This is a genomic window from Mesorhizobium yinganensis, assembly GCF_040081985.1.
In the GTDB taxonomy this organism is placed as follows: Bacteria; Pseudomonadota; Alphaproteobacteria; order Rhizobiales; family Rhizobiaceae; genus Kumtagia; species Kumtagia yinganensis.
Window position 1 is genome coordinate 253,406 of record NZ_JBEBMH010000002.1, and the last position, 22,923, is coordinate 276,328.

The following is a 22,923-nucleotide window of genomic DNA, read 5'->3' on the forward strand; positions in this document are numbered from 1 at the left end:
CGCCCCCTCCCCGCTTTGCAATCCCGCTCTTTCCGAGCGGGTTGCGCAGCGACCCTCCCCTCAAGGGGGAGGGTACTGCCGGTGCACTCAGCTCGTGCCGTATTTCAGCAGCTTGATCGCGTCGAAATCCTGCACGCCGCCGCCGACCCGCTTGGTCGTGTAGAACAGCACGTAGGGTTTCGCCGAATATGGATCGCGCAGCACGCGCACGCCTGTCCGGTCGACCACGAGATAGCCCCGCGCGAAATCGCCGAAGGCGATCGGCGTCTCGTCGGTCGCGGCGTCCGGCATGTCCTCCGCCTCGACCAGCGGAAAGCCCATCAGCATCGCGCGGCTGCCTGGCGTCGCCGGCGGCTGCCAGAGATAATTGCCGTCGGCGTCCTTCAGCTTGCGGATCGCACCTTGAGTCTTACGGTTCATCACCCAGTTGGCGTTCTGCCGGTAGCCGGCCTTCAGCGCATAAACCAGGTCGATCCGCTTGTCGGACGGATTGCTGGCCGGCAGCGCGCCGGCGACACCCGTGGCGACGTAGCCGATGTTGTCCCAGGTCCAACTCGCTTCGGCGATGATGTTGTAGTCGAGAAATCCCTTCGGCTTGTTGGTGCCGTTGCCGCCGACGAAGGCCGCGCCCTCCTGCTCGGCGAAGGCGGTCTCGATCTCGGCCGCGATCCACTGGTCGAGGTCGACCACCGCATCCTCCAGCAGCGCCGGCGTCGCCGCGGGCATCGCATAGAGTTCCGCCGTCGGGAACTGCAACTCGTCCAGAGTAGGAGAGTTGGTCTGTGGCCGCGAGGCTGTCTCCGCCACCCAGCCGACCGCCGGGCCGGTGATCGAGAATGGCTTCTTCAGCACCGCCGTCGATACCTGCCGCACCGAGGCGATGGAGCGGATCGGCGAAATATGCGCCAGCCGCTTGCCGATCTCCGCCTCGATCTCGTCCGGCACCAAGTAGCCGCCATCGGCGCCCGAGCCGTAGGACATCGCCTTCAGGTCGAGCGTGCGCATCGCCCGCTCGTCGCCGCGCCTGAGATAGGCGTCGAACGCCGCCTTGTGCTCGGAAGGCGCCGGCCTGCGGCCGCCGTCGCCGAGCTGCGGGCGCACCCGCTTCAGCGACAAATCGTCCAGCGCCCGTTTCTGCTGGTCGAGCGCTTTCGAGATGCGCTCGACCTTGTCGGTCGTCACCGCGTCGGCGCCGAGGCGCCGCTCAATCTCCGCCAGCTTCTCGTCATTGGCCTCCTTGAAGGCCTCGAAGGTCGTCATGAAATCGCCGAAAGCCTCGGCGAGGTCGGCGCCATCGGCCGACTTCCGTTCCAGCCCCTGCGGGCCTGTCTGTTCCGTCATGGTCTCGTTTTCCTTGTTGGATGCATGAAGCGTGTCGCCTCGCGAAGCCTGTTCACGAGGTCTTCCGTCGATCCCGGGGCTGCGTCCCGCACGCCCAGCAGGCTGGCATAACCCTTGGCGATCACCGTTCGGGCCTCGCCGCGCGACAGCCCCGCATCCCGCGTGAGCCAGCGTTCGAATGTGCGGATGGTGGGCAGCGCGCCGCGCGCCTTCACTGTCTCCACGCGCGCGCCGGGCAGCATCGGAAAAGTCACCACCGAGATTTCCCAAAGATCGGCCTCGACGATGCGACGCACGCCGGTCGCCGGGTCGTTCGAGGCCTTCACGGCGCGAAAGCCGATCGAAAGGCCGTCCAGCGCACGGGCCTGCATGAGCGACAGCACCTCGCGGGCCTTTGCGACGTCCTTCGCCAGTTGGCCGCGTACGAAGAGGCCGCGCCTATCCTCTCGAAGCTCGGTCCACACGCCGATCGGCTGCGCGGGATCGTGCTGGTAGAGCATGCGGATGCCGGCCGCCCCCCGTTCGCGGATCGAGCGGGCGAAGGCGCCGCGCACCACCATGTCCTTGCCGAGGTCGACGGCGTCGAACAGGCTGGCATAACCCGAGAAGGCGCCGTCCGGTTCGACGCCGGCCAGCCTTACGCCGGCGTGTTTGCGCTCGCGCGCCACGTCCAGAACCCGTCCGGTCATTTGCCACTCCTGAAAAGACGGGCGATGCCGCCATTGCTGAAGGCACGTTGCAGCAGGCCGAGCGCCCACCAGGCGCAGAGGCTGGCCGCCGCCGCGCCCATCAGCGCCGTCTCGCCGGTGCCGATGATCTTCTCGATGCCGAGTTCGCTGGCGATCTTCAGGCCGGCCGTGCCGCCGAAGACCAGGCCGCAGACCAGCCCAACGGCAAACCGCACCGCCGCCTCGCGGCGCCCGACCGGCAGGATGTAGGCAAGCGAGATCGCCGAGCCGGCAACAGCGCCAGCCCCTTTGGCGACCCACAGCCAGGCCGCTTCGGTGAAGTCTGTCATGATGTGAAGGTCCCGTTGGTCTTTGGGAGAGCAAGGGCAGTCGAACGCTATGCGGGTTTGGAACCCGCATCCGAACGACGGAGCGATATCGGCAGACGATCAGGCAAATTGAGTGCCGTGGCGCCTGTCAGCCTTTGTCTCGTTCCGTCAGCTCGGTGGATGCGAGAACGTCGGCGATCGGCAGCACCAGCTTTAGAGGGCCGATTTTGGTTTCCTGAAAATGATGCCGGCGATAGAGTTCGGCCGCCTGTTCATCGAGCGCATCGACCATTATCGCGCGGAGTGCCACCTGACGGGCAGCCAGACAGGCGCTTTGCAGAGCATGTGCAAGCAGGGCCTGGCCAAGTCCATTGCCCTTGACATCGTTGTGAACGGCCAGTCTCGCCAGCAAAGCTACCGGCAATTCCGCAGGCGAACCGTGCCTTGCAAGCGCCTTTGGTGCATCTTTCCTGAAAAGAACACCGGCGCACAGCGCATAGTATCCCTTCACCTCCATGGCCGCGTTCCGCACGACGAAGGTCCGCGTGTAGTTCTCAAGCTGATTGTGCAGCGCCATGTCGCGCAGCCAGGTATCCAACGCTGGGCGGCCGCATGCGAAGCCGACGACCTTATGGTCCCGTGTCAGCAGTTCGGGCGAAAAGAGGCCTAGTTGCCCGAATTCGCCCATCTGGCCTTTTTCGTTGCCCTGAACAACTCAACCAGCTCGGGTCGCGGTTCACCCGGCTTCGACAGCATTTCCTCGATCTCATCGAACACCTGAGCGTCCAGATGGAAGAAGCGCTGGTCGAGCAATGCCTTCTCGGCTTGCGCTGACGCGGCCTCGAGTACGAACGCCGAAACTGTCTTGCCGCTCGCCTGGGCGCCGCGCTTGATCAGATCGAGCGCGTCAGCCGTGATACGGACGTTCATGTTTTCTTTTTTCAGCGACGCAGCCATTGTCGTTCTCGTTCGATGCGAAGGGCCGTCTCAATCCACTACCACAGTCAACGACGTGCTGACAATGTATTGACAGGGAGCGGATACGCTGAAGCCGCGATGGGACGATCGAAAACCTTCCGTTAGCAGGCTGAAACATTGGATATGCAAGCCTGCAATTCGCCATTTATCTGGCCTGTCGCTATTCCGCCCCTCTGTTCCCATACCCCACCGCCTCCCGCTTCCCGTCGTCACTGAGAAACGGCGCGGCCGACACCCTCGCCCACAGCGCCTCGCGCTCGGTGGCAAGCCCATCGACCTGGTCGGCGTCGTACCAAAGCCGCAATCCGTCGCCGAAAACCGGCGCCAGCCAGGCCGACAGTTCGCGAGCGGTGCGGGCCACCAGCGGCAGCACGGTCATGCGATAGAAGGCGCGGTTCGCCTCCTGGTAGTTGGCATAGGTGTTGTCGCCCGGAATGCCGAGCAGCATCGGCGGCACGCCGAAGGCCAGCGCGATGTCGCGGCTGGCTGAATTCTTCGCCTCGATGAAATCCATGTCCTTGGGCGACAGGCCCATCGCCTTCCAGTCCAGCCCGCCTTCCAGCAGCAGTGGCCGCCCGGCCCCACTGGCGCCTGTATAACGCTCCTCCATTTGGGCCTTCAGCCGATCGTACTGGTCCGGAGCGAGATTGCCGCCCTCCTTCGGGGCATAGACCAGCGCGCCGGAGGGCCGCGCCGAATTGTCGAGCAGCGCCTTGTTCCAGCGCCCCGCCGCATTGTGCGTATCCAGCGCCATCAGTGCCGCCTCCAGCGGCGGGAAACCATGAATGTCGTCGAGTGGGTGGAACAGGCCGAGATGCAGCGCCCCGCCCTCATCCGCCGCGCCCACGGGCACGCTGCGCCTGGCCTTGTCCGTTCGATAGTCCAGCGCCACCGGCCAGCCCTGCGCGTCGCAGGCCACCGAGACCCGGTCCGGCCGCAACAAATGCAGTTCCCGCAACGCCTCGCCGGCCTCGACCAGCTCGACATAGGCATTGCCGGAAATCAGCAAATGCCCGTACAGCGCCTCCAGAAACGTCGCACCCGCCTGCCTGCGGTTCGGCCGTTCAAGCAGGGCGAGGAGCGGATGTTCGACAAGCTCCGCCTGCCCCTCATAGAGCAGCCACGGCACCGCCGAAGCCGTCCCGGCGATCAGCCTCACGGCGCGGTGCACGACCGGGTTGCGCATGAACCCCTCGCGCGCCAGTGCCGCATAGTCGCGCCGCGTCCACGCCGCCTCCGCCTGCATGTGCAGAGCGACGAAACCCAGCCCGCCGCTCTTTGCCTCGGGCGCACTTCCGCTACTCCGGGCGCCATCGCGCCAGGGCCATTTCAGTTGCATCGATGTTTCCTTGAAAGTGAGGCAGTCGGCAATGGGCAATAGGCAGTCGAGGAAAAGGACGGCAAGGTGTGGAGACGCAGAAGACGAAGGCCTCTTCCCTACTGCCTACTGCCTACTGCCTACTGCCTACTGCTTATTCCCCTATCATCCTGATCTTCGGCTCGCCCGTCCCACCCGGCACCAGCTCGCTGACAGCCCAGACCAGCGCGTCCACGCGATCCGGCGAACGGCCGCCCGACAGCCCATCTCGACCGAAGTCGCACATCTCGTCCTCCAGCGCTGCGAACCGCCCGGCATGCAGCACATGGTGCTGCTGGTAGAGCATGGCCACCGGCTCGGCCCGCGTCCATTTTCCACGCCGGGCGCGCACGGCCCGCACCGGCACCGAAGCATCCTGGGCGCGGATCACCGCGCTCACCATGTCGCCGCCCTGGTTCACCTCGGCGACGATGCAGTCGGCCTCCAACCGATGGAACAGGTTAACGGCGGCCTGCGCCCAGTCCTGCGGCCGCGCAGCCATCACGGTCGCATCGGCCAGCACCACCACCTTGCCCTGGAAATCCAGCCCCGCGGCAACGATCCCGCAGGCGTCCGAGCTTTTTCGCGCACTGGCCGGCGGGTCGACCGCCACCACGATCCGCCCGAGTGCCGGCACGGCCTCGACATGTGCCGCCTCAACGTGCGCGCGCGTCCACAATGCGTCCTCGCGGTCGTCGATCAGTTCGCCGTCGAGTTCCTGCCGCCCCAGCCGCGTCCCGCCGTAACGCTGCGACAGCGTGGCGATGAAACCGGGGGCCAGGTTCTTCATGTTCCCTGCCTTGGCGAAGCGCGACACCTTAACCGAAGGATCGGCCATCAGGCGCTTCATCAGCCGCGTCGGCCTCGGCGTGGTGGTGATGATCTGCCTGGGCAGCGCGCCGAGCCTCAGCCCGAACTGCAGCATGTCGAACGTCGCCTCGGCGTTCTTCCATTTCGCCAGCTCGTCGCACCAGGCGGCATGGAACTGTGGCCCGCGCAGGCTTTCGGGATCTTCCGAGGAAAACACCTGCGCCACCGCGCCGTTTTCCCAGATTAAGCGGCGGCGGCTCGGCTCGTAGCGGGCACGGTTCTTGCGCGCCGTGGCGAGGATGCCGGAGGGGCCCTCGATCATCACCTCGCGCACATCGCCCAGCGTCTCGCCGACCAGCGCGATCCGCTCATGCACCCGCCTGCCCTGCGTAAAGGGCGGCAAGCCCCGCGCCACGGCGTTCACCCATTCGGCGCCCAGCCGCGTCTTGCCCGCGCCGCGTCCGCCGCTCACCAGCCAGATCGGCGGCTCGCCGAGCAGCAGCGGATATTGCTGCTCGCGCGCGAAGCACAGCCATTCGCCGTCAACCAGCCTCGCTCCCCGCAGGCCCAGTTCCCTGTGCAACCATGCCTGCTGCCATTTCCACTGCGAGAGCGACAATCCGTTCGTTAATGCGATCGAGCGTATCGGCGACGTCTTCGTCCTTCTTGATCTGGTCTTGGCTTGCGGCGCCCTCGGGGCGCATGATGTCGTCGATCTTCTCCAGCCCGCGGATCATCGCCAGCATGGCGTCGATCTCCTGCTTGTCGATCCTGCCGCCCTCCTCCAGGCTTGCCGCCTGCAGGCCCTCCACCTTGTCCAGGAGCTTGGCAACAATCGCCCGCACCCGCCCAAGAGCGTCCGGATCGGGCTCGCGGTCGAGCTGCCAGCCTTCGGCCTTGGCGTCGGAGCGCAGCGTCGTCACCGAAAGCGAGCTGGCATCGGCCAGCAGCTCCAGCGTCGGCTTCGCGCCTTCCGCCAGCAGGCGCAGCGCCCGCTGGCGCGCAAGCGGCTTCTTCGCCCGCACCTTCGGCGGCGATTTTTTAGGCATTTCGATTTTCCTGATTGAGGCCGAACGACGATGCCGGCTTTCTCCCCTTTTTTGAGGGGTGATAGCCGTAAGGCCAGAGGAAGCGCCGGCGATTGCTTCGCCTGCCTGCCACTCACACTTTTCGGACGATAACTGAACCCTACCAGAGCACCGTCACGCCGTCAAGGACTTTTTCCCTAGACTTTTCGGATTCAAACACCGCGCACCCTCTGGCCGGAGTCCATGTGCGATAGCGAGAGATCGGACTGATGCGGCTATGCTTCGTCGGGTCTTAACCCCGAAACGAAGAGGGCCCCGCGATCCCCCTTCGCATTCAGACTGGCGCGCGCCGGTTCAACACCCACACAAAAACCCCACCGACAATATACGCCACCAGCCCATAAGCCGCCGGCGGGATCGCCATTTCGGGGTTGTTCAGCATGTATCCGCTCATCGCCAGCGCAATCACCAGCGCGGCGTTGTGGATGCCGCTCGACATCGACAGGGCAACTGCCTGACGCCGCTCGACCCCAAGCATGCGCGGAATCCAGTAGCCGGCCGAAAAACTCAGAACGGCAAAGGCCAGCACAGCCGTGCCGACCGTCAGTCCCCAGGTGGCCAGCAGGCCCCACTGCCCCACCAGCGCGATCAGCACGACCGCCACCAGGAACAAGGTGGCCAACAGCTTGACGGGCCGGTCCATGCGTGCGGCCAGCGCGGGATATTGCCTGTGGATGAATGCGCCGATCAGGGCCGGCACGATGGCGATCAGGAATATCCGCAGCACCTGATGGACCTGCAGTTTCACCACGCCGTCCTGCCCGTAAAACGCCGTCAGCGACAGGTTGACGATGAGCGGCAGGCTCACCATCGCCAGAAGCGAACCGACCGCCGTCGTCGTGATGCCGAGGGCCACATCGCCGCGCGCGAGATGGGTGAACAGCGCGGCGGAGGTTCCACCCGGGCTTGCGGCCAGGAGCATCATGCCGACGCAGATGGCGGGAGGCAGGCCAGAAAAATAGACCAGGACGAAACATATCGCCGGCAGAAGCACCACTTGGCAGACAAGCCCGATCACCACCGCCCTTGGCCGCGCCAAAACGCGGACGAAATCCTCGAGCCTGAGCGACAGGCCCAGCCCGAGCATGATGACGCAAAGCGCTATCGGCAGGCCGATGCTCAACGCCGGACTTGACTGCATGCACCGTCTCCGAGCCCCAGCGCATCATAGTCCGGACAAATCTCCGAAGTCTTACCGACTGCTCTTTACGCGGCCTCGTCCGCGACGAATTATGGCCGCCGCGTCACCTCCGCTTAACCCTCCCCGGCTATCCCTCGCTGGCGGCGGGCACCCAGAACTGGAAGGCGGAAATGCGCATCTCGATCCTCACCCTCGCCCTGGCCTTGCTGGCCCTCCCGGCGCAAGCCAAAACCCTGTGCACGGCGCTGGCCGACGCCGCCACCGGCAAGATGCTCGTGCAGACGGGCGACTGCGAGACGCGCGTCACGCCGGCCTCGACCTTCAAGATCCCGCTCGCCCTGATGGGCTACGATTCCGGTTTCCTGAAGGACGAGCACGCGCCGCTGCTGCCGTTCCGCGAGGGCTATCCCGACTGGATGAAGTCGTGGCGGACGGACACCGATCCGGCCCTATGGATGAAGAATTCCGTCGTCTGGTATTCGCAACAGATCACCCAGAACCTCGGCGCGGAGCGGTTCGAAAAATACGTCGAGGCACTGGACTACGGCAACCGCGACGTTTCCGGCGATCCGGGCAAGGACAACGGCCTTGAACGCTCCTGGATCGGCTCGTCGCTGAAAATCTCACCGGTCGAGCAGGTCGGCTTCCTGCGCAAGCTGGTGCGGGGCGAACTGCCTGTGTCGCCGGCCGCTTTCAACATGACCGCCAGGATCACCGCGCAGCCGCCGCTGCCTGGCGGCTGGAAACTTCACGGCAAAACCGGCTCCGCTTTCCCGCGCAAAGCCGACGGCTCGCAGGACCGCGACCGCGCCTATGGCTGGTTCGTCGGCTGGGCGACACGTGGCGGCAAGACCATCGTCTTCGCCCGCCTCATCCAGACCGAGAAACGCCAGGCCATCGGCTCCGGCCTCGTCGCCCGAGATGCCTTCTTAAAGGAACTGCCGGGGATGCTGCCTCCCTCCTGACCGGACGCGCCTGGCGCGGCCGGTCAGCCGAGACGATGACTGCTCGCCTCAGATGATGAAGAAGTCGCCCGCCGTCAGGCCCGGCGCTCCCGTGAGCGTCGCGATGACGGTCACCCCGCCGGCGGCGGAGCCGTTGGCGTCGTAGCGCAGGACGCCGGTATCGGTCTCGTAGACGAAGTGCTGATCCAGCGTCGTCGCAACGCCGCTGGCATTCGCGACGAAAAATTTGGCGGCCAGCGCACCCTTGGCAAGACCGCCAAAGACATCGCCGTCGAAACGCAGCGAATCGTCGTTGCCCGCGGCATTGCGAAAGTCGCGGATCGCGTCTCCGCCGTCGCCCAACGCCAGGTAGTCGAACCTGTCGTTGCCGGCGCCGCCGTTGAGCACGTCCTTTCCAGCCCCGCCAACAATCACATCATTGCCGGCGCCGCCGGCGAGCAAGTCGACACCGCCGCGGCCCTCGAGCTTATTGATGCCGCTGTCGCCGCGAAGCACGTCGTCGAAATTGGAACCAGCGATGCCCTCTACCCCTTGCTGGTTGTCGCCCTCGGCGTCGCCGGTTCCGGCAAACGCTCCGTCGAGTGCGAAACGCACCCCCTTGTCGGCACTGGCATAGCTGATGGTGTCGAAGCCGTTGCCGCCTTCGAAGCGGTCGCGCCCCGCCCCGCCGTCGAGCACGTCGTTGCCGTCCTCGCCATGGAGCTGGTCGTCGCCCGCTCCAGAGATCAGCACGTCGTTGCCGCCGCGTCCGCCGATGGCGTCCTTGCCGGCGCCGGTCTCGATCACATTGGCAAGGTCGTTGCCGATGCCGATGAAATCGCCGGTCGCGAACGCGGTCAGGTTCTCAAGATTGTCACCGAGCTTGTAGCTGTTGAGGTAGCTGAAAACCGTATCGGTTCCCTGGCCCGCGGACTCGATCACCACGTCGCCGATGGCGTCGACGACATAGAAATCATTGCCGGCGCCGCCCTCCATCGTGTCGAGACCGGTGCCGCCGTCGAGAAAGTCGTTGCCCGTACCGCCATAGAGGCGGTCCGCATCGGCGCCGCCATAAAGCTGGTCGTTGCCGGTCTGGCCGAACATATCGTCCTCGCCCGCCTCGCCGAAGATCAGGTCGTCGCCGCGGGCAATCAGCGAGCCGGAATCGAACGCCGATTCGCCGTAGATGCGATCGTTACCTTCGCCGCCATAGATGGTGTCGTTGCCGCCGACGACGCGCGCGCCGGCCTCGATCCGCTCGGCGTCGCCGGAGATGACGTCGTCGCCGCGATTGCCGCTCAGCCGGTCGTCGCCGGCATAGAGCCGCCCGCCGGTGACATACTGGACGTCGCCGTAGATCTCGTCACGCACGAGTCCGCCCTCGATCCGGTCGTCGCCGCCATAAACCAGCGTGTCGGTATTCTGGGCGGCGGCATCGCCGATCAGCGTCCCGTGGAAATCGGGCCCGGCGGCGATATAGTCGTTGCCGCCGATCAGTTGGGCGACCCGGCCCTTCATGCCCTCGACGATCACGACGTCGCCGACCGCCATGGACTGCGCATGTGTCGACTGGATGTAGATCGTGTCGTTGCCGCCGGTGAGCTTTCCGGAAGCAAAAAGCACTTCGGCATCGCCGGAAAAGGACTGGAACGCCGTGGTGGCGGCTCCGGTGATGTCGTCCATCCCGCCACGGTAGTCGACAAGGGGAGAGGTAGTGCTCCTGCTTCCGACTTGAGACACGTCGCCCATCGCGGTGGTCTGGGCGTCGCCGGGCTGGATGATGTCGTTGCCGCCGATAGCCCCCGCCCGGGCGGAAATACCGTCGCCGAACAGCTTGAACTCGGCATCGGGTTGGGCGGTCGCCTGCGAAGCGCCGGTGATGACGTCATTGCCTTCGAGAAAACTCCAGAAACTATCGGGTCCGGCCAGCAGAGCTTGCGGGTCCAGCGAGATGCCGGTGATGACGAGTTCCGGCCGGGCAGCGTCATAGCTGCCGGTATCCAGTTCGATCTTGGTGACAGTGCCGGATACCGGCCGGCCTTCCGCGCCATAGGTCATGTTCTCGCCCTGCAGCACGACGGAACTTCCGGCGGTAGTAAGATAGTTGAAGTAGAACGGCAGCGTCGCTCCGGCCTTGCCGAAGGTGACGAGATTGGGGTCCGCCATGTCGAGGGACGCGGTTGCTTTGCTTAAATCCAGGGTGGCCATGGTCAAAGTTCCTTTTTGACGATCCGGCGGCGCGCACAGACACCGCGACGGCTTCACGCCGTCCGCGGATCGGATGAGTTGATGTGGTTCAGACGAGGTGGCGCGGCGGAATGAGACCGGCTTTCAGGCCAGCCCGCTTCGCCGCGCCGTTTGTCGGGAAGATCAGCGGGTCATTCGCCGGATGGCCGAAGCCAGGCTGTCGACCCACTGCGGAAACGCGTCGAGGACGAGATCTCGCAACGCGCGATGCCCATGTCCTTGAGCATATGGTCCGGCATGGCATGCAATCTTCTGCGGTCTCGCCGCATGCGGATTGCGCGCTGCACGAAACCCGTTGCCCGGCCGACTGCCGGCGCGAACTCACGGGCGATTGTCATGACGTCGAATATGGAGGCGGTTTGCGCTCTCCTGGGGCTGTTCATTGTCTTTTCTCCTTTGGCAATTTGCCTTGTGCCCCTTAGGAGACATGTTGAACCTTCCAACAAGTTCAGGAACTATACCGGCGGGAGATTTCGGCGCGAACGAACCGCGATCGATCCATGGGATTCCGGTAAATCCAACATCTTTTGTCCGACCTCGCATATTTCCTTTCGACGAGATCGGTAAGCCGCGGATCATTGCGATACGACCGGTTCGTTTCGGCTTCGATAGCGGTCGCGACCCTGCGCACGTTGCCCGACCAGCCGCGCCCCGGCGCACTGTTATACGGGTCAGATTGCTTCGCTGGCCTGCAAAGACCGGTGCCGCTGATACGCTAGTCCCTCCCCCCAAGCACTTGAATTAACTGGAGAAAGATGCTGTTTGGCGGCTATTGCGCGTGCTCCGAAAACCCGCGGACACGAACTTCCTCCGACGGCGAGAAGCCGACGGGTGCTCGTCGAAATCGGTGCGTGCCAGCGAGTTCGACTCACAGCGGACAGTCGAAATTCCTGTCCGTTCCCTTCCGACCGGAAGTATGCTGCACAACATCCATCCCAAGCCGGCTGGACTGGGCTGCCGCCCGGTTCAGTTCCTGTAGCTGCGAATTGCCTTCTCTTGAGAAAATTACGGCTGCCGGTCAACGACGACGGCGAGCCGGCTTGCAGGGTGTGCACATTCCCACAAACGGAGGGACCGCGCCCTGATTCGAAGCACTGTCTTGAGGCTGGAGAGACAAGCGGTATCAGCCAGCGCCTGGGGTCACATGGCCAGTGGCGCCATGCTCTGAGAAAGAGGCCGTTGCCATGTTGCTCAAACCGCGTCGATCATCACCTTGAACGCGACCATGCCCGGGTCATCCATGCCGATGGTGCGTTCGGCGAAAATCCGGGCGCGTCCGATTTTGTTCGGCCTGTCGCGGAATTCCGCCAGCGCCGCATCTGTGCCTTGCCGCATCGCAGCAAGCAGTTCCACCGGATCGTCCTTACCGGCGCTTGCCTTCGCGGCGCCCGACACAGCGTCCATCACCGTCTTGTCGCCGAGGCTGGCTTTCCCGCGCGCCATCATCGCCTCGACCGCCTTGTCGAGAAAACCTGGCACCTCGCTCCACGCGGCGTCGGTCCTGCCCTTGGTCAACTTCGCCGCCGCCATCAGGCTGGTGGCGAGCAGCGTGCCGAAACTCGAACTCGACACTTTCGACACCGCCGAGGCACCCTGCATGAAGGCCTGTCCGAGATCGTCTGGGAAACTGTCCTTAATCCGGTCGAGTTCCCGAAACGCTTTAATCAGCGTAATGCCCAGGTCGCCGTCACCGATCTGACCATCGAGGGAGGTCAGCCTCTCATGTTCGGTCTCAAGTGCCGCCAGGATCTTCGCAACCACAATCCTGAGTTGAACGACCGTCAGAGCCACGATCACACCTTCCAGAAGGCGCAGGCGGCGGGTGCGGTCAGATATTTTTCCAGTTCGTCGTCGAGCGGCAGCACGGTCAGCGAGGCACCCGCCATTTCCATCGAGGTCGCATAGCGCCCGACCAGCGGATGGGCGATCTTCAGCCCCGCATCCTCGATGCGGTCGGCGATCCGGTCGTAGAGGATGAACAGTTCCTCCACCGGCGTGGCCCCCAGGCTGTTCACCAGAACCGTCACCTGCTCTCCGCGCGGCAGCGCCAGGTCGGCGAGGATCGGGTCCAGCATCGCATCGGCTATCTCCTTGGCCGGCCGCAATTTTCCGCGCTTGACGCCGGGCTCGCCATGGATACCCATGCCGACCTCCATCTCGTCGTCGCCGATCGAGAACGTCGGCTTTCCGGCCTGCGGCACGGTACAGGGCGACAGCGCCACGCCCATGGTGCGGCAGCCGTCCGCCGCCTTCTGTGCCACCCTGGTCACCTCGTCGAGATCCAGCCCCGCCTCCGCCGCCGCCCCCGCGATCTTGAAGGTCAGCACCATGCCTGCGACGCCCCGGCGTTTCTCGCGCTCGTTGAGCGGCGCGCTCGCCACGTCGTCGGCAAGCAGCACCGTGGTCGAGGAAATCTCATCGAATTCAACCATTTCGCCGGCCATGTCGAAGTTCATGACATCGCCGCCATAGTTGCCGTAGAGCCGCAACACCCCTGCCCCACCATTGGCCTCGCGCATGGCGGTGGCCATCTCGTCGGCGGAAGGGGATGCAAAAACATCGCCGCAGGCGACCGCGTCCAAAAACCCCGGCCCGACATAACCGGTGAAAATCGGCAGGTGTCCCGATCCGCCGCCCGAGACTATCCCGACCTTACCCTTGATCGGCCCGTCGGCCCGGACAACAACCCGCGTCGTGTCCTGCGCCAGCCGGTAATATTGCGGATAGGCGCGGCAGAGCCCGCGCAGCGTTTCCTCGGCATAGCTAAACGGGTCGTTCAATATCTTCTTCACGACGGATCCTCCGATCGAAGTTCTAGGACAGGGAGATGCTGCCTGACGCAAGTGCTAAGAACAATTTCCTTTTCCCGCTCGTACTAACCTTGAAGCGTTTCGGCTTTTCCACGGAAAGAAAGCAAACTGTCCTTCGCGATCCCTGCCTACTCCCGCGCGCTTTCCCTCAGCTTCTGCGCATAGACATTGATCACCAGCGCCGCCAGCAGGATCAGGCCGCGGATCAAAATCTTCAGGAAACTGTCGATCTGGATATGATCCAGCCCGTTGTTCAGCACGCCCAGCACCATCAGGCCGATAATGGTGTTGCCGATGCCGCCGCGTCCGCCGAACAGGCTGGTTCCGCCGACCACAACCGCGGCGATGGCGTCGAGCAGGAAGGTGTCGAACTGGTTCTGCTGGGCCGAGCCGAAGTAAGCCACGCCGATCATGCCGGCAATGCCCGAGCACATGGCCGAAATCACCATCACCGCGCCGATGATCATCTTGACGTTGACGCCGGAATACTCGGCCGCCTCGCGGTTGCCGCCCACCATATACACATAGCGGCCGAAGCGCGTGTAGGTCAGCACCAGATGTGCCACCAGCATGAACAGCAGGCAGATTACGATCGACCACTTGACGCCGAGAATTGTCCCTGACCCAAGCGTGGTGATCAGGTCGGGAAAATTGTAGGCGATCTGGCCGCGCACCAGCATGGCGGACATCCCATTGGCGATCTGCATCATGGCGAGCGTCATGATGAAGGACGGGATGCCGATGCCGGTCACGCCGAAGGCGGTGATCAACCCCAGCACCAGGCAGGCCGCCAGCGTCAGGATGATGGCGATCCAGCCCTGCACGGGAAGGTTGGCGATGTTCACGTAATCCGGCTGGATGGTGAAATAGGCCACCAATATGCCGATGGCGTTGGCGATCGCGGCCACCGACAGGTCGATCTCGGCGGTCAGGATCACGAAGGTCAGGCCGACGGCGATGATGCCGGTGATCGAGGCCTGGCTCAAAATGTTCATGAAGTTGTCGAAGGTGCGGAAACTCTCGGCCTGCGTCGCAAAGAAGATGACCAGAACGATGAGGGTAAACACCGGCGCGATGTTGCGCATCTGCTCGGCGAGGAACCGTTTTAGTTCAAACGGCCGCGCGGTCTCAGACGCCATGCTCATCCCAATTCCCCCGAAAATCCCGTTTCGCGCCGCTCACGCCGCATCGAGCAGATCCGTCTTGTCGATGTGGCCGCGCGTGAATTCCTTCGCCACCACGCCGCGCTTCATCACTGTCACCCGGTCCGCCAGCGTGAGGATCGTCTCCGGCTCGGTCGACAACACCAGGATGGCGACGCCGCGGTCACGCAGCGACTTCACGATGCGGATCACGTCCTCCTTGGCGCCGACATCCATGCCGCGCGTCGGCTCCGACAGGATCAGCACCTTCGGCAGTTCGGTCAGCCACTTTGCCAGCGCCACCTTCTGCTGGTTGCCGCCGGAAAGATTGCCGAGCGCGATTTCGGGGCGCGGCGGCCTGATCTGCAGGTCGTCGATATGCTTTTTCGCGATCTCGCGTTCCTTGCGCGGCTTGAGCAGGATGCGGTGAATGCGGCCTAGAATGGCGATGGAAATGTTCTTGAACACCTGCTCGGTGCGGAACAGCATCATGCGCCGGTTTTCCGGCACATAGGCGATGCCGGCGCGCCGCGCCGAAGCGGTCGAGCCAAAACGTACGGGCTTGCCGTTCAGCGCCAAGGTGCCGGCCTGCAAAAGACCCTTGCCGAAAAGGATGCGCGACAGTTCCACCTGGCCGCAGCCCATGAAACCGTAGACGCCGGTGATCTCGCCCGCCCGCAGTTTCAGCGACACGTCGCGCACCATCTGGCCGTCGCTGAGACCGGATGCCTCCAGTACCACGGCGCGGGCATCGTCGCCGGTGAGTTCCGTACTCTCGCCCATATGCATGTCGACCGCGCCGCGGCCGATCATGTAGCCGATGATCGAATCCTTCGTCAGCGCATCGGTGCGCTCGGTGATCACCTTGCGGCCATTGCGGAACACGGTCACGCGGTCGGAGATATCAAGCACGTCGTCCAGGAAATGCGAGATGAAGACGATGGTGCGGCCCTGGCCCTTCAGCCGCCGCAGCGCCTCGAACAGCCGCGCCACCTCCGGCGGCGACAGGGCCGACGTTGGCTCGTCCAGAATGATGATCTTTGCGCCGGAAAAGAGCACGCGCGAGAGTTCGACCAGTTGCTGAATGCCGACCGGCAGGCTGCCCATGCGCGCATTCGGGTCGATGTCGAGGCCGAGGCTTTCGAGCTGCGTCTTCGCCTCGCGGCGCATGCGTCCCCAGTCGACCACGCCACCCGCCACCAGCGGCTGCACGCCGAGAAAAACGTTCTCGGCCACCGTCAGGTCCGGCACGATCGACAGTTCCTGGTGGACCATACCGATGCCGGCAGCCAGCGCGTCGCGCGGCGAGCGGAAATGCACGACCGCGCCGTCCACCCGCATTTCGCCCTCGAAACCATGGTAGACGCCGGCGATCAGCTTCATCATGGTCGACTTGCCGGCGCCGTTCTCGCCGACCAGCCCGTGAATCTCGCCTTCATCGAGCGAAAAGTCGACGTCGCGCAAGGCATGCACGCCGCCGAAGGCTTTCGACACGCCGACCATTTCCAGGATCGGCGTGACGGCGGATGACTTGGCCGGGGACTCGATCGAGCCCCCGGCCGCTATCGAAGCGTTGTCAGCCAAAGTCGCGGCCGGTCAGATCAGAAAATTCTTCTGCAGCCAGAGATGGCCGGGAGCCGTCTCGGCGGTGATGACCGGACCATCGGCCCAGATGTAGTTCGGGATATCCTTGCCGGTCTTCTCGCCGCCATTGACCGCGGCCACGCCGGCCGCGACCGCCCAGCCATGGATGCGGCAGGACGGATTGCGCACCGTGGCGACCATCGTGCCGTCGAGCACGGCGTTGACCGCCGGCGGCATGGCGTCGACGCCGCCGATGAAGATGCCGGTGCGGCCCTTGGCCTTCATGACGTTGTGGGCGGCCAGCGCCATATCGTCATTGTGGAAGAAGGCGCCGGCGATGTCCGGATATTTGGTCAGCAGCGATTCCCAGATGCGGGCGACCTTGGTCACGTCCCAATCCGCCGGCTGGTCGTCCACCAGCTTCACGTCCGGGAAGTTGGCGATGACCTCCTTGAAGCCCTTGGCGCGCCCCTGGGCGCCGGTATGGCCGAGCGCGCCCTGGGTCATGACGACGTTGCCCTTGCCGCCGATCGCCTTCATCAACTGGTTGGTCACCACCGAGCCCATGAAGATGTTGTCCGGCGCGATGAAGGTGTGCAGCGCGAGCTGGCCTTCCGGCGCCATCATCGTGTCCATGGCGATGACCGGCGTGCCGGAATCGATCACCTTCTTGATCGGGTCGTTGAGCGTGCCGATGCCAAACGTTTGCAGGGCGACAAAATCCCACTTCTGCGTGGCAAGGTTGTCGACCGCGGCGCGCTGCTTGGTGGCGGAGAGTTCGCCGTCGAACCAGGTGATTTCGACGTTCATCAGCTTGGCCCAGGCTTCCGCGGCCTGCTTGCCCTGCGCGCACCAGCTTGCCTGCAGGCCGGCATTGCCCATGGCGGCCTTCAGCGGCTTGCCCGAAGGTTTTAGCTCCTGCGCCATCGCCGGATCGAAGCCGGCGGAGCCGAGCAGCGCGCCGGCAAGCGCGGTGGCGCCGATCGCCTTGAAGATGTCGCGGCGCGTTCTTGATTCCTCGATAAGATCGTCGAGCACTTCAGTTCCTCCCATTGCCCGGCCGCCCGGCCGGATGACGTTATCAACCTCACGCCCGCACCCGGTCCTGGAAGCACTCCTCTTGCTGACCCAGGCGGTTTTCTGCGCGCCTCGAAAAATAGGGTCGAAAGCGATGAAAGGTCAACTGAATACGGCGGCCATTTTGGCGAATGCCAGCGGCGGTGGAAAATGTTGGGGTGAGAGCTTCGGTCAGCAATCGGCGGCGATGCCGTCGGATACACGCATATGTTGCATAAAAGTGCCACATTCCTTTCCAATACAGTTTTGCGTGCTGCATTGTCTTGCGCAGATATAGCCTGGCCAGTATTCGAGTCAGCGAAATATGGACAGCAGTAGTACGAACGGCCCGGGGCGGGTGCATAGTGGGGGAGGTTACATGCCGATCGGATTCATCGGACAGGAATTTAATGTCGAGCGCGCCGGCGGTGGCGATCAAGCTCAGGCGTCGGTTACGACGTTGGGGGATGGCCGCTTCGTGGCGTTGTGGTGGTTCAACGAGTGGGGCGGTGACGACAGCGTCCGGGCGCGAATATTCGATGCGGACGGTAAGCCTGCGGGTGCGAGCTTCATCGTCAACTCGACGACAGAGGGCTATACAAGTTACCCATCAATTGCTGCGCTGGCCGACGGTGGTTTCGTTGCGACATGGCAATCCAATGATACCGGTGACGGCTCCGGCACCTGCGTACGTGCCCGCATCTATGGTGCTGACGGCGCCCCGGCCGGTGAAGATTTCCTCGTCAATTCCTCGACTGCAAACAATCAAATTGCTCCGTCGATCACTGCGCTGTCGGACGGCGGTTTTGTCGCGATGTGGCAATCCCTCGATACCGGCGCTGAAGGCAGCATTCGCGCGCGCATTTTCGACGCCGACGGACAACCGACCAGTGCCGATTTCATCGTCGATTCGATGACGTCGAGTGTCGGGATCAATCCTTCGATCACGGCGTTGCCCGGCAATCGTTTCATAGCTCTCTGGGAGTCCGAGGATGGCGCTGACGGTGACGTGAGTTGTGTGCGTGCCCGAATATTTGGCTCCGACGGCTTGCCTGAGGGGGCCGATTTTGTGGTGAATTTCACCAGTCAGGGTGTTCACGCTCAGCCGGTGGCCACCGCGCTTGCCGGTGGCCGTTTCATCGTCACGTGGGAATCGAATGAACTTCCAGGGTCGAACTCCGACTCTGACATCCGGGCTCGTATTTTCAACGCGGACGGGCGTCCCGTCGGTGCCGATTTCGTAGTCAATTCGACGACAATGGACATGCAATTCGGTCCGTCTGTCACGGAGCTTGAAGACGGACGTTTCGTGGTCGCGTGGACGTCTCGGGACACTGGCGACGGCTCCGCCGGCTGCGTGCGCGCCCGCGTCTTCGGTGCGGATGGTAAGCCCGCCGGCGCCGATTTCGTTGTGAATACGACAGCCCAAGACTCGCAATCCGGTCCCGTGGTCTCGGCGTTGGCCGACGGCCGCTTTGTTGTGACTTGGCATTACTGGGATAACGGAGCAGTCCAGAGCGAAGTTCGCGCTCAAATATTCGATGCCACTAAATTCTTCGGCACCGACAGTGCCGATAGTTGGAACGGCAGCAATGTTTTCGCCGACAAAATCTCTGGCGCGGGCGGTGAGGACATGCTGTCCGGTTTCGGCGGCAACGACTCGATCGCCGGTGGCGACGGCAACGATCTGCTGAATGGCGGCGGCGGGGCTGACTATCTCAGCGGCGGCGCAGGTGTCGATACGGCCTCCTATGCTGGAGCGACCGCGGCTGTCAAAGTTAACCTCGTTGATTCGTCGCTGAACACCGGCGAGGCCAAGGGCGATACCTTTAACTCCGTCGAAAATTTGGAAGGCTCCGCCTTCAACGACACGCTCGACGGCAATGCCGGCGCCAACACGCTCATCGGACTGAACGGCAACGACCTCCTACGCGGCGCAGGCGGCAACGACGTGCTTGATGGTGGCGCCAGAGACGACGCGCTTTCTGGCGGCGATGGCAGCGACTTGCTCACCGGCGGCCTCGGCGCCGACTATCTCAGCGGCGGAGCGGGCAGCGACCGCGCTTCTTATGCCGGCGCGGCGGCCGGCGTCACCGCCAGCCTCACCGACCCCGCGCTCAACACCGGCGAGGCCAAGGGAGACACCTACAACTCCATCGAAAACCTCACCGGCTCGGCTTTCAACGACACGCTGGAGGCCAACGCCTCCGCCAACCATGTCGACGGCGGCGCCGGCAACGACACGCTTTCCGGCCTTGCCGGCGACGACACTCTGTTCGGCGGTGAAGGCAACGACACGTTGCGCGGCGGGCTTGGCGCCGATTATCTCTCCGGCGGGGTCGGCACCGACACCGCTTCCTACAAACTCGCCGCCGCCGGCGTCGCCGTCAGCCTAACCGATCCTTCGATCAATACCGGCGAGGCAAAGGGTGACACTTTCAACTCGATCGAAAACCTGTTCGGTTCCAACTTCAATGACAGGCTGACAGGCAACAGCGCCGCCAACGCAATCCAGGGCGGCATGGGCGACGACACGATTCGCGGCCTGGGCGGCAACGACACGCTCTCCGGCAATTCGGGTAAGGACATCTTCGTCTTCGACACCGCGCTCAATGCCGCAGGCAATGTCGACACGATCGCCGATTTCCGGGCGGTCGACGACACGATCCATCTGGAGACGCCGTGTTCAAGGCGCTGGCCGTCACAGGCGCACTGGCTGCCACGGCCTTCCGCGCCAACACGACCGGCCTTGCCGGCGACGCCGACGACCGCATCCTCTACGAAACCGACACCGGCAAACTGTTCTACGACGCCGATGGCAACGGCGCCGGAGTTGCTGTCCAATTCGCCACCCTCACCGGTTTGCCGGCCATCACCGCGGCGGACTTCCAGGTGGTGTAGGGCGGAGCGGACAGCCGCCAAAGCTCACAACAGATCGTTTCTCTGGAGGCGCGGCAAGCAACCCTTGCCGCGCCTCTTTCGCATGGCGGTCGCTAGGATCTGATCACGTGTCCCGCCGAAGCGGGACGTCAAATGGTACTTTTCGGTGGCTATGTGGCCGAGCTGGGCGCTTCACCGGCGAACCGATTCATCTTTCATTCGCATCTTGCCCTGACAATCTTTATGCCTCCCCGCACTTACGTGAGAGACCGCCAACGACACCGCCCTCAAATCGCCCATTTGGGCGAAAACCATAGCTGCGCAACTGGCCGGATTCCCTGATGGACGATCCTCTGAGCCCAAGAAGGCCAAAGGCGCCGAAGGCCGGCATTCTGCTTGCCATCGACGCGTGGATCGATTCGACCGTCTACGAGGCCGGTTTCCTGCTCGGCCAGGCCTACGAAAACCTCACCATCTTCTTGCGCCGTTTTCGCGTTTCGGGCTGGCGCCGCGTTCCCGTCGAGATTCTTGGCGAAGCCATGACGCTCGGCGCCGCCGGTTCGGTGGTCATGCTGGCGCTGGCCATGCCGGCCTTCGAGGAAACCAAGGGCGACTGGCGCACGCAGGGCGACTTCGCCGTTACCTTCCTCGACCGCAACGGCCTGGAGATCGGCCAGCGCGGCATCATCCAGCGCGATTCCGTGCCGGTCGACGAGATGCCGGACCATGTCATAAAGGCCGTGCTCGCCACCGAGGACCGCCGCTTCTACGAGCACTACGGCATCGATTTTCCCGGCCTGGCGCGCGCCATGACCGAAAACCTGCGCGCCAATTCCGTCGTGCAGGGCGGCTCGTCGATCACCCAACAGCTTGCCAAGAACCTGTTCCTTTCCAACGAACGCACCATAGAGCGCAAGGTCAAGGAGGCGTTTCTCGCCATCTGGCTGGAGGCCAATCTCTCCAAGAAGGAGATCCTGCAGCTCTATCTCGACCGCGCCTATATGGGCGGCGGCACGTTCGGTATCGCGGCGGCGGCCGACTTCTACTTCGGCAAGGAGGTGCAGGACCTCGACCTCGCCGAGGCGGCAATGCTGGCCGGCCTGTTCAAGGCGCCGGCCAAATATGCGCCGCACATCAACCTGCCGGCGGCGCGCGCCCGCGCCAATGTCGTGCTCGACAATCTGGTCGACAGCGGCTTCATGACCGAGGGCCAGGTGCTTTCGGCCCGCCTGCATCCGGCCGACATCGTCGACCGCGGCAAACAGGGCAGCCCCGACTATTTCCTCGACTTCGCCTTCGACGAGGTAAAGCGCATTGCCGGGCCGACCGGCAACCGCTCCATCGTGGCGCGCACCACCGTCGACCTCGACATCCAGCGCGCGGCCGAAGAATCGCTTGAATTCAACCTGCGCCAGCACGGCAAGGAATTTCGCGTCACCGAAGGCGCCATCGTGGTTCTCGACACCGACGGCTCGGTGCGCGCCATCGTCGGCGGCCGCGACTATGGCGAGAGCCAGTTTAACCGCGCCACGCGGGCCTTGCGCCAGACCGGCTCGTCGTTCAAACCCTATGTCTACGCCACCGCCATGGAGCACGGGTTCAAGCCCGACTCGGTCATTTCCGACGGGCCGATCAGCTGGGGCGGCTGGCAGCCGAAGAATTACGGCCGCAGCTATTCCGGACGCACCACGCTTGCCTCCGCGCTGATCCGCTCGATCAACACCGTGCCGGTCAGGCTCGCCAAGGACCATCTTTCGATCCCGCCGATCAAGGCCATGGCGGAGGCGATGGGCGTGGAGACGCCGCTCAACGGCCACAAGACCATGGTGCTCGGCACGTCGGGCATGACGGTCATGGACCAGGCGACCGGCTACAACACGTTCGCCGATGGCGGCTTTGCCGGCACGCGCCACGCCATCCTGCAATTGTCGACGCATTCCGGCGAGGTTTTTTACGACTTTTCCCGCGACGCGCCGCAGCCCAAGCGCGTGCTGTCGGAACAGGCGCTGAAATCGATGAACTCGATCCTCGTGCAGATCCCGGAGATCGGCACGGGCAAGCGCGCCGCCCTGCCCTACATCCGGTCGGCCGGCAAGACGGGCACGACGCAGTCCTACCGCGACGCCTGGTATGTCGGCTTCACCGGCAACTACACGGCCGCCGTCTGGCTCGGCAACGACGATTTTTCACCGACAAAGGAAATGACGGGCGGCTCGCTGCCCGCCATGGTCTGGCAGCGCCTGATGGTCTACGCCCACCGCAATGTCGATCTGAAGCCCATTCCCGGCATCGAAAAGCCCTTCATCGATGCCGATGTCGCGGCGCGCGCCGCCGAAGCGGAAAAACGCCGCCTCGCCGAATCCGCAGCTGGCACAACGGATCGCCCGGCCGCCCTTTCCAGCGCCACCACAATTTATTTGCGAGAACTCTCCAAGGCATTCCGCGACGCGCCGGCAATCCAGCCGAAGGAGCCGGAGACGCTGTCGGCGTTGTGAGGGGCAGACCCTAACCCAACCAACCCCAGCTTGCCACATCTCGCCTCCCGCGA

19 protein-coding genes are annotated in these 22,923 nt (G+C 64.0%); 3 read left to right on the forward strand and 16 right to left on the reverse strand.

The features are described from left to right. Positions 1-87: 87 nt before the first annotated feature. The 9 genes from ABMA59_RS04800 to ABMA59_RS04840 all read right to left on the reverse strand — a co-directional run bounded on the left by ABMA59_RS04800 (position 88) and on the right by ABMA59_RS04840 (position 7,712). Positions 88-1,341, reverse strand: a complete 1,254-nt coding sequence (locus ABMA59_RS04800) for a phage major capsid protein (RefSeq protein ID WP_349004172.1) — start codon at positions 1,339-1,341, stop codon at positions 88-90. Continuing rightward, positions 1,338-2,030 (reverse strand): HK97 family phage prohead protease, encoded by a 693-nt coding sequence (locus tag ABMA59_RS04805; protein WP_349004173.1) that lies wholly within the window; start codon positions 2,028-2,030, stop codon positions 1,338-1,340. The genes ABMA59_RS04800 and ABMA59_RS04805 overlap by 4 nt, the downstream gene beginning before the upstream one ends. Continuing rightward, positions 2,027-2,359, reverse strand: coding sequence for a DUF6107 family protein (locus ABMA59_RS04810; RefSeq protein WP_349004174.1), 333 nt, complete (start codon positions 2,357-2,359; stop codon positions 2,027-2,029). Before ABMA59_RS04810 ends, ABMA59_RS04805 begins: the two co-directional genes overlap by 4 nt. 127 nt (positions 2,360-2,486) lie before the next feature. Beyond that, positions 2,487-3,026 (reverse strand): GNAT family N-acetyltransferase, encoded by a 540-nt coding sequence (locus ABMA59_RS04815; protein WP_349004175.1) that lies wholly within the window; start codon positions 3,024-3,026, stop codon positions 2,487-2,489. Continuing rightward, on the reverse strand, positions 3,005-3,295 hold the full coding sequence (locus ABMA59_RS04820; RefSeq protein ID WP_349004176.1) for a type II toxin-antitoxin system TacA family antitoxin: 291 nt from the start codon (positions 3,293-3,295) through the stop codon (positions 3,005-3,007). The genes ABMA59_RS04815 and ABMA59_RS04820 overlap by 22 nt, the downstream gene beginning before the upstream one ends. A gap of 181 nt (positions 3,296-3,476) precedes the next feature. Continuing rightward, positions 3,477-4,655 (reverse strand): phage portal protein, encoded by a 1,179-nt coding sequence (locus ABMA59_RS04825; RefSeq protein WP_349004177.1) that lies wholly within the window; start codon positions 4,653-4,655, stop codon positions 3,477-3,479. A 133-nt stretch (positions 4,656-4,788) separates the two neighbouring features. Further along, positions 4,789-6,066: a DNA-packaging protein gene (locus ABMA59_RS04830; protein WP_349004178.1), complete on the reverse strand. Its 1,278-nt coding sequence runs from the start codon at positions 6,064-6,066 to the stop codon at positions 4,789-4,791. Then, positions 6,026-6,532 (reverse strand): hypothetical protein, encoded by a 507-nt coding sequence (locus ABMA59_RS04835; RefSeq protein ID WP_349004179.1) that lies wholly within the window; start codon positions 6,530-6,532, stop codon positions 6,026-6,028. Before ABMA59_RS04835 ends, ABMA59_RS04830 begins: the two co-directional genes overlap by 41 nt. Before the next feature lie 313 nt (positions 6,533-6,845). Further along, positions 6,846-7,712, reverse strand: coding sequence for a bile acid:sodium symporter family protein (locus tag ABMA59_RS04840; protein WP_349004180.1), 867 nt, complete (start codon positions 7,710-7,712; stop codon positions 6,846-6,848). A 170-nt stretch (positions 7,713-7,882) separates the two neighbouring features. Here ABMA59_RS04840 and blaOXA point away from each other — a divergent pair, with 170 nt between their 5' ends. After that, the gene (blaOXA, locus tag ABMA59_RS04845) at positions 7,883-8,677 is read left to right on the forward strand and encodes a class D beta-lactamase (protein ID WP_349004181.1); all 795 of its coding nucleotides are present in this window, start codon (positions 7,883-7,885) and stop codon (positions 8,675-8,677) included. A 48-nt stretch (positions 8,678-8,725) separates the two neighbouring features. Here blaOXA and ABMA59_RS04850 read toward each other — a convergent pair whose 3' ends face one another. The 7 genes from ABMA59_RS04850 to ABMA59_RS04880 form a co-directional block, all read right to left on the reverse strand. Next, the gene (locus tag ABMA59_RS04850) at positions 8,726-10,864 is read right to left on the reverse strand and encodes a calcium-binding protein (RefSeq protein WP_349004182.1); all 2,139 of its coding nucleotides are present in this window, start codon (positions 10,862-10,864) and stop codon (positions 8,726-8,728) included. Between the two features lie 170 nt (positions 10,865-11,034). Beyond that, complete coding sequence (locus ABMA59_RS04855; protein ID WP_349004183.1) at positions 11,035-11,286, reverse strand: YjiS-like domain-containing protein; 252 nt, start codon at positions 11,284-11,286, stop codon at positions 11,035-11,037. An 808-nt stretch (positions 11,287-12,094) separates the two neighbouring features. Beyond that, positions 12,095-12,694 carry a dihydroxyacetone kinase subunit L gene (locus ABMA59_RS04860; RefSeq protein ID WP_349004184.1) on the reverse strand — a complete coding sequence of 200 codons (600 nt, stop codon included), beginning with the start codon at positions 12,692-12,694 and terminating at the stop codon, positions 12,095-12,097. 2 nt (positions 12,695-12,696) lie between these two features. After that, the gene (locus ABMA59_RS04865; RefSeq protein ID WP_349004185.1) at positions 12,697-13,695 is read right to left on the reverse strand and encodes a dihydroxyacetone kinase subunit DhaK; all 999 of its coding nucleotides are present in this window, start codon (positions 13,693-13,695) and stop codon (positions 12,697-12,699) included. Between the two features lie 146 nt (positions 13,696-13,841). Continuing rightward, positions 13,842-14,852 (reverse strand): ABC transporter permease, encoded by a 1,011-nt coding sequence (locus ABMA59_RS04870; RefSeq protein ID WP_425475863.1) that lies wholly within the window; start codon positions 14,850-14,852, stop codon positions 13,842-13,844. A gap of 39 nt (positions 14,853-14,891) precedes the next feature. Further along, positions 14,892-16,358, reverse strand: coding sequence for a sugar ABC transporter ATP-binding protein (locus tag ABMA59_RS04875; protein ID WP_349004638.1), 1,467 nt, complete (start codon positions 16,356-16,358; stop codon positions 14,892-14,894). Between the two features lie 93 nt (positions 16,359-16,451). Beyond that, positions 16,452-17,492: a sugar ABC transporter substrate-binding protein gene (locus tag ABMA59_RS04880; protein WP_349004187.1), complete on the reverse strand. Its 1,041-nt coding sequence runs from the start codon at positions 17,490-17,492 to the stop codon at positions 16,452-16,454. A 382-nt stretch (positions 17,493-17,874) separates the two neighbouring features. Between ABMA59_RS04880 and ABMA59_RS04885 the strand changes: the two genes are divergently transcribed. Both ABMA59_RS04885 and ABMA59_RS04890 read left to right on the forward strand, forming a co-directional pair. After that, positions 17,875-20,499: a calcium-binding protein gene (locus ABMA59_RS04885; protein ID WP_349004188.1), complete on the forward strand. Its 2,625-nt coding sequence runs from the start codon at positions 17,875-17,877 to the stop codon at positions 20,497-20,499. Positions 20,500-20,716: 217 nt separating this feature from the next. Then, positions 20,717-22,870 (forward strand): transglycosylase domain-containing protein, encoded by a 2,154-nt coding sequence (locus ABMA59_RS04890; protein WP_349004189.1) that lies wholly within the window; start codon positions 20,717-20,719, stop codon positions 22,868-22,870. Positions 22,871-22,923: the final 53 nt, after the last annotated feature.

Bases quoted from the DNA above. Each gene is read 5' to 3' on its own strand.
- ABMA59_RS04880 (WP_349004187.1), bottom strand. From the start codon at position 17,492: ATGGGAGGAACTGAAGTGCTCGACGATCTTATCGAGGAATCAAGAACG.
- ABMA59_RS04840 (WP_349004180.1), bottom strand. From the start codon at position 7,712: ATGCAGTCAAGTCCGGCGTTGAGCATCGGCCTGCCGATAGCGCTTTGC.
- ABMA59_RS04810 (WP_349004174.1), bottom strand. From the start codon at position 2,359: ATGACAGACTTCACCGAAGCGGCCTGGCTGTGGGTCGCCAAAGGGGCT.
- blaOXA (WP_349004181.1), top strand. From the start codon at position 7,883: ATGCGCATCTCGATCCTCACCCTCGCCCTGGCCTTGCTGGCCCTCCCG.
- ABMA59_RS04800 (WP_349004172.1), bottom strand. From the start codon at position 1,341: ATGACGGAACAGACAGGCCCGCAGGGGCTGGAACGGAAGTCGGCCGAT.
- ABMA59_RS04885 (WP_349004188.1), top strand. From the start codon at position 17,875: ATGCCGATCGGATTCATCGGACAGGAATTTAATGTCGAGCGCGCCGGC.
- ABMA59_RS04875 (WP_349004638.1), bottom strand. From the start codon at position 16,358: ATGGTCGGCGTGTCGAAAGCCTTCGGCGGCGTGCATGCCTTGCGCGAC.
- ABMA59_RS04890 (WP_349004189.1), top strand. From the start codon at position 20,717: ATGGACGATCCTCTGAGCCCAAGAAGGCCAAAGGCGCCGAAGGCCGGC.
- ABMA59_RS04820 (WP_349004176.1), bottom strand. From the start codon at position 3,295: ATGGCTGCGTCGCTGAAAAAAGAAAACATGAACGTCCGTATCACGGCT.
- ABMA59_RS04855 (WP_349004183.1), bottom strand. From the start codon at position 11,286: ATGAACAGCCCCAGGAGAGCGCAAACCGCCTCCATATTCGACGTCATG.
- ABMA59_RS04850 (WP_349004182.1), bottom strand. From the start codon at position 10,864: ATGGCCACCCTGGATTTAAGCAAAGCAACCGCGTCCCTCGACATGGCG.
- ABMA59_RS04825 (WP_349004177.1), bottom strand. From the start codon at position 4,655: ATGCAACTGAAATGGCCCTGGCGCGATGGCGCCCGGAGTAGCGGAAGT.
- ABMA59_RS04870 (WP_425475863.1), bottom strand. From the start codon at position 14,852: ATGGCGTCTGAGACCGCGCGGCCGTTTGAACTAAAACGGTTCCTCGCC.
- ABMA59_RS04835 (WP_349004179.1), bottom strand. From the start codon at position 6,532: ATGCCTAAAAAATCGCCGCCGAAGGTGCGGGCGAAGAAGCCGCTTGCG.
- ABMA59_RS04815 (WP_349004175.1), bottom strand. From the start codon at position 3,026: ATGGGCGAATTCGGGCAACTAGGCCTCTTTTCGCCCGAACTGCTGACA.
- ABMA59_RS04805 (WP_349004173.1), bottom strand. From the start codon at position 2,030: ATGACCGGACGGGTTCTGGACGTGGCGCGCGAGCGCAAACACGCCGGC.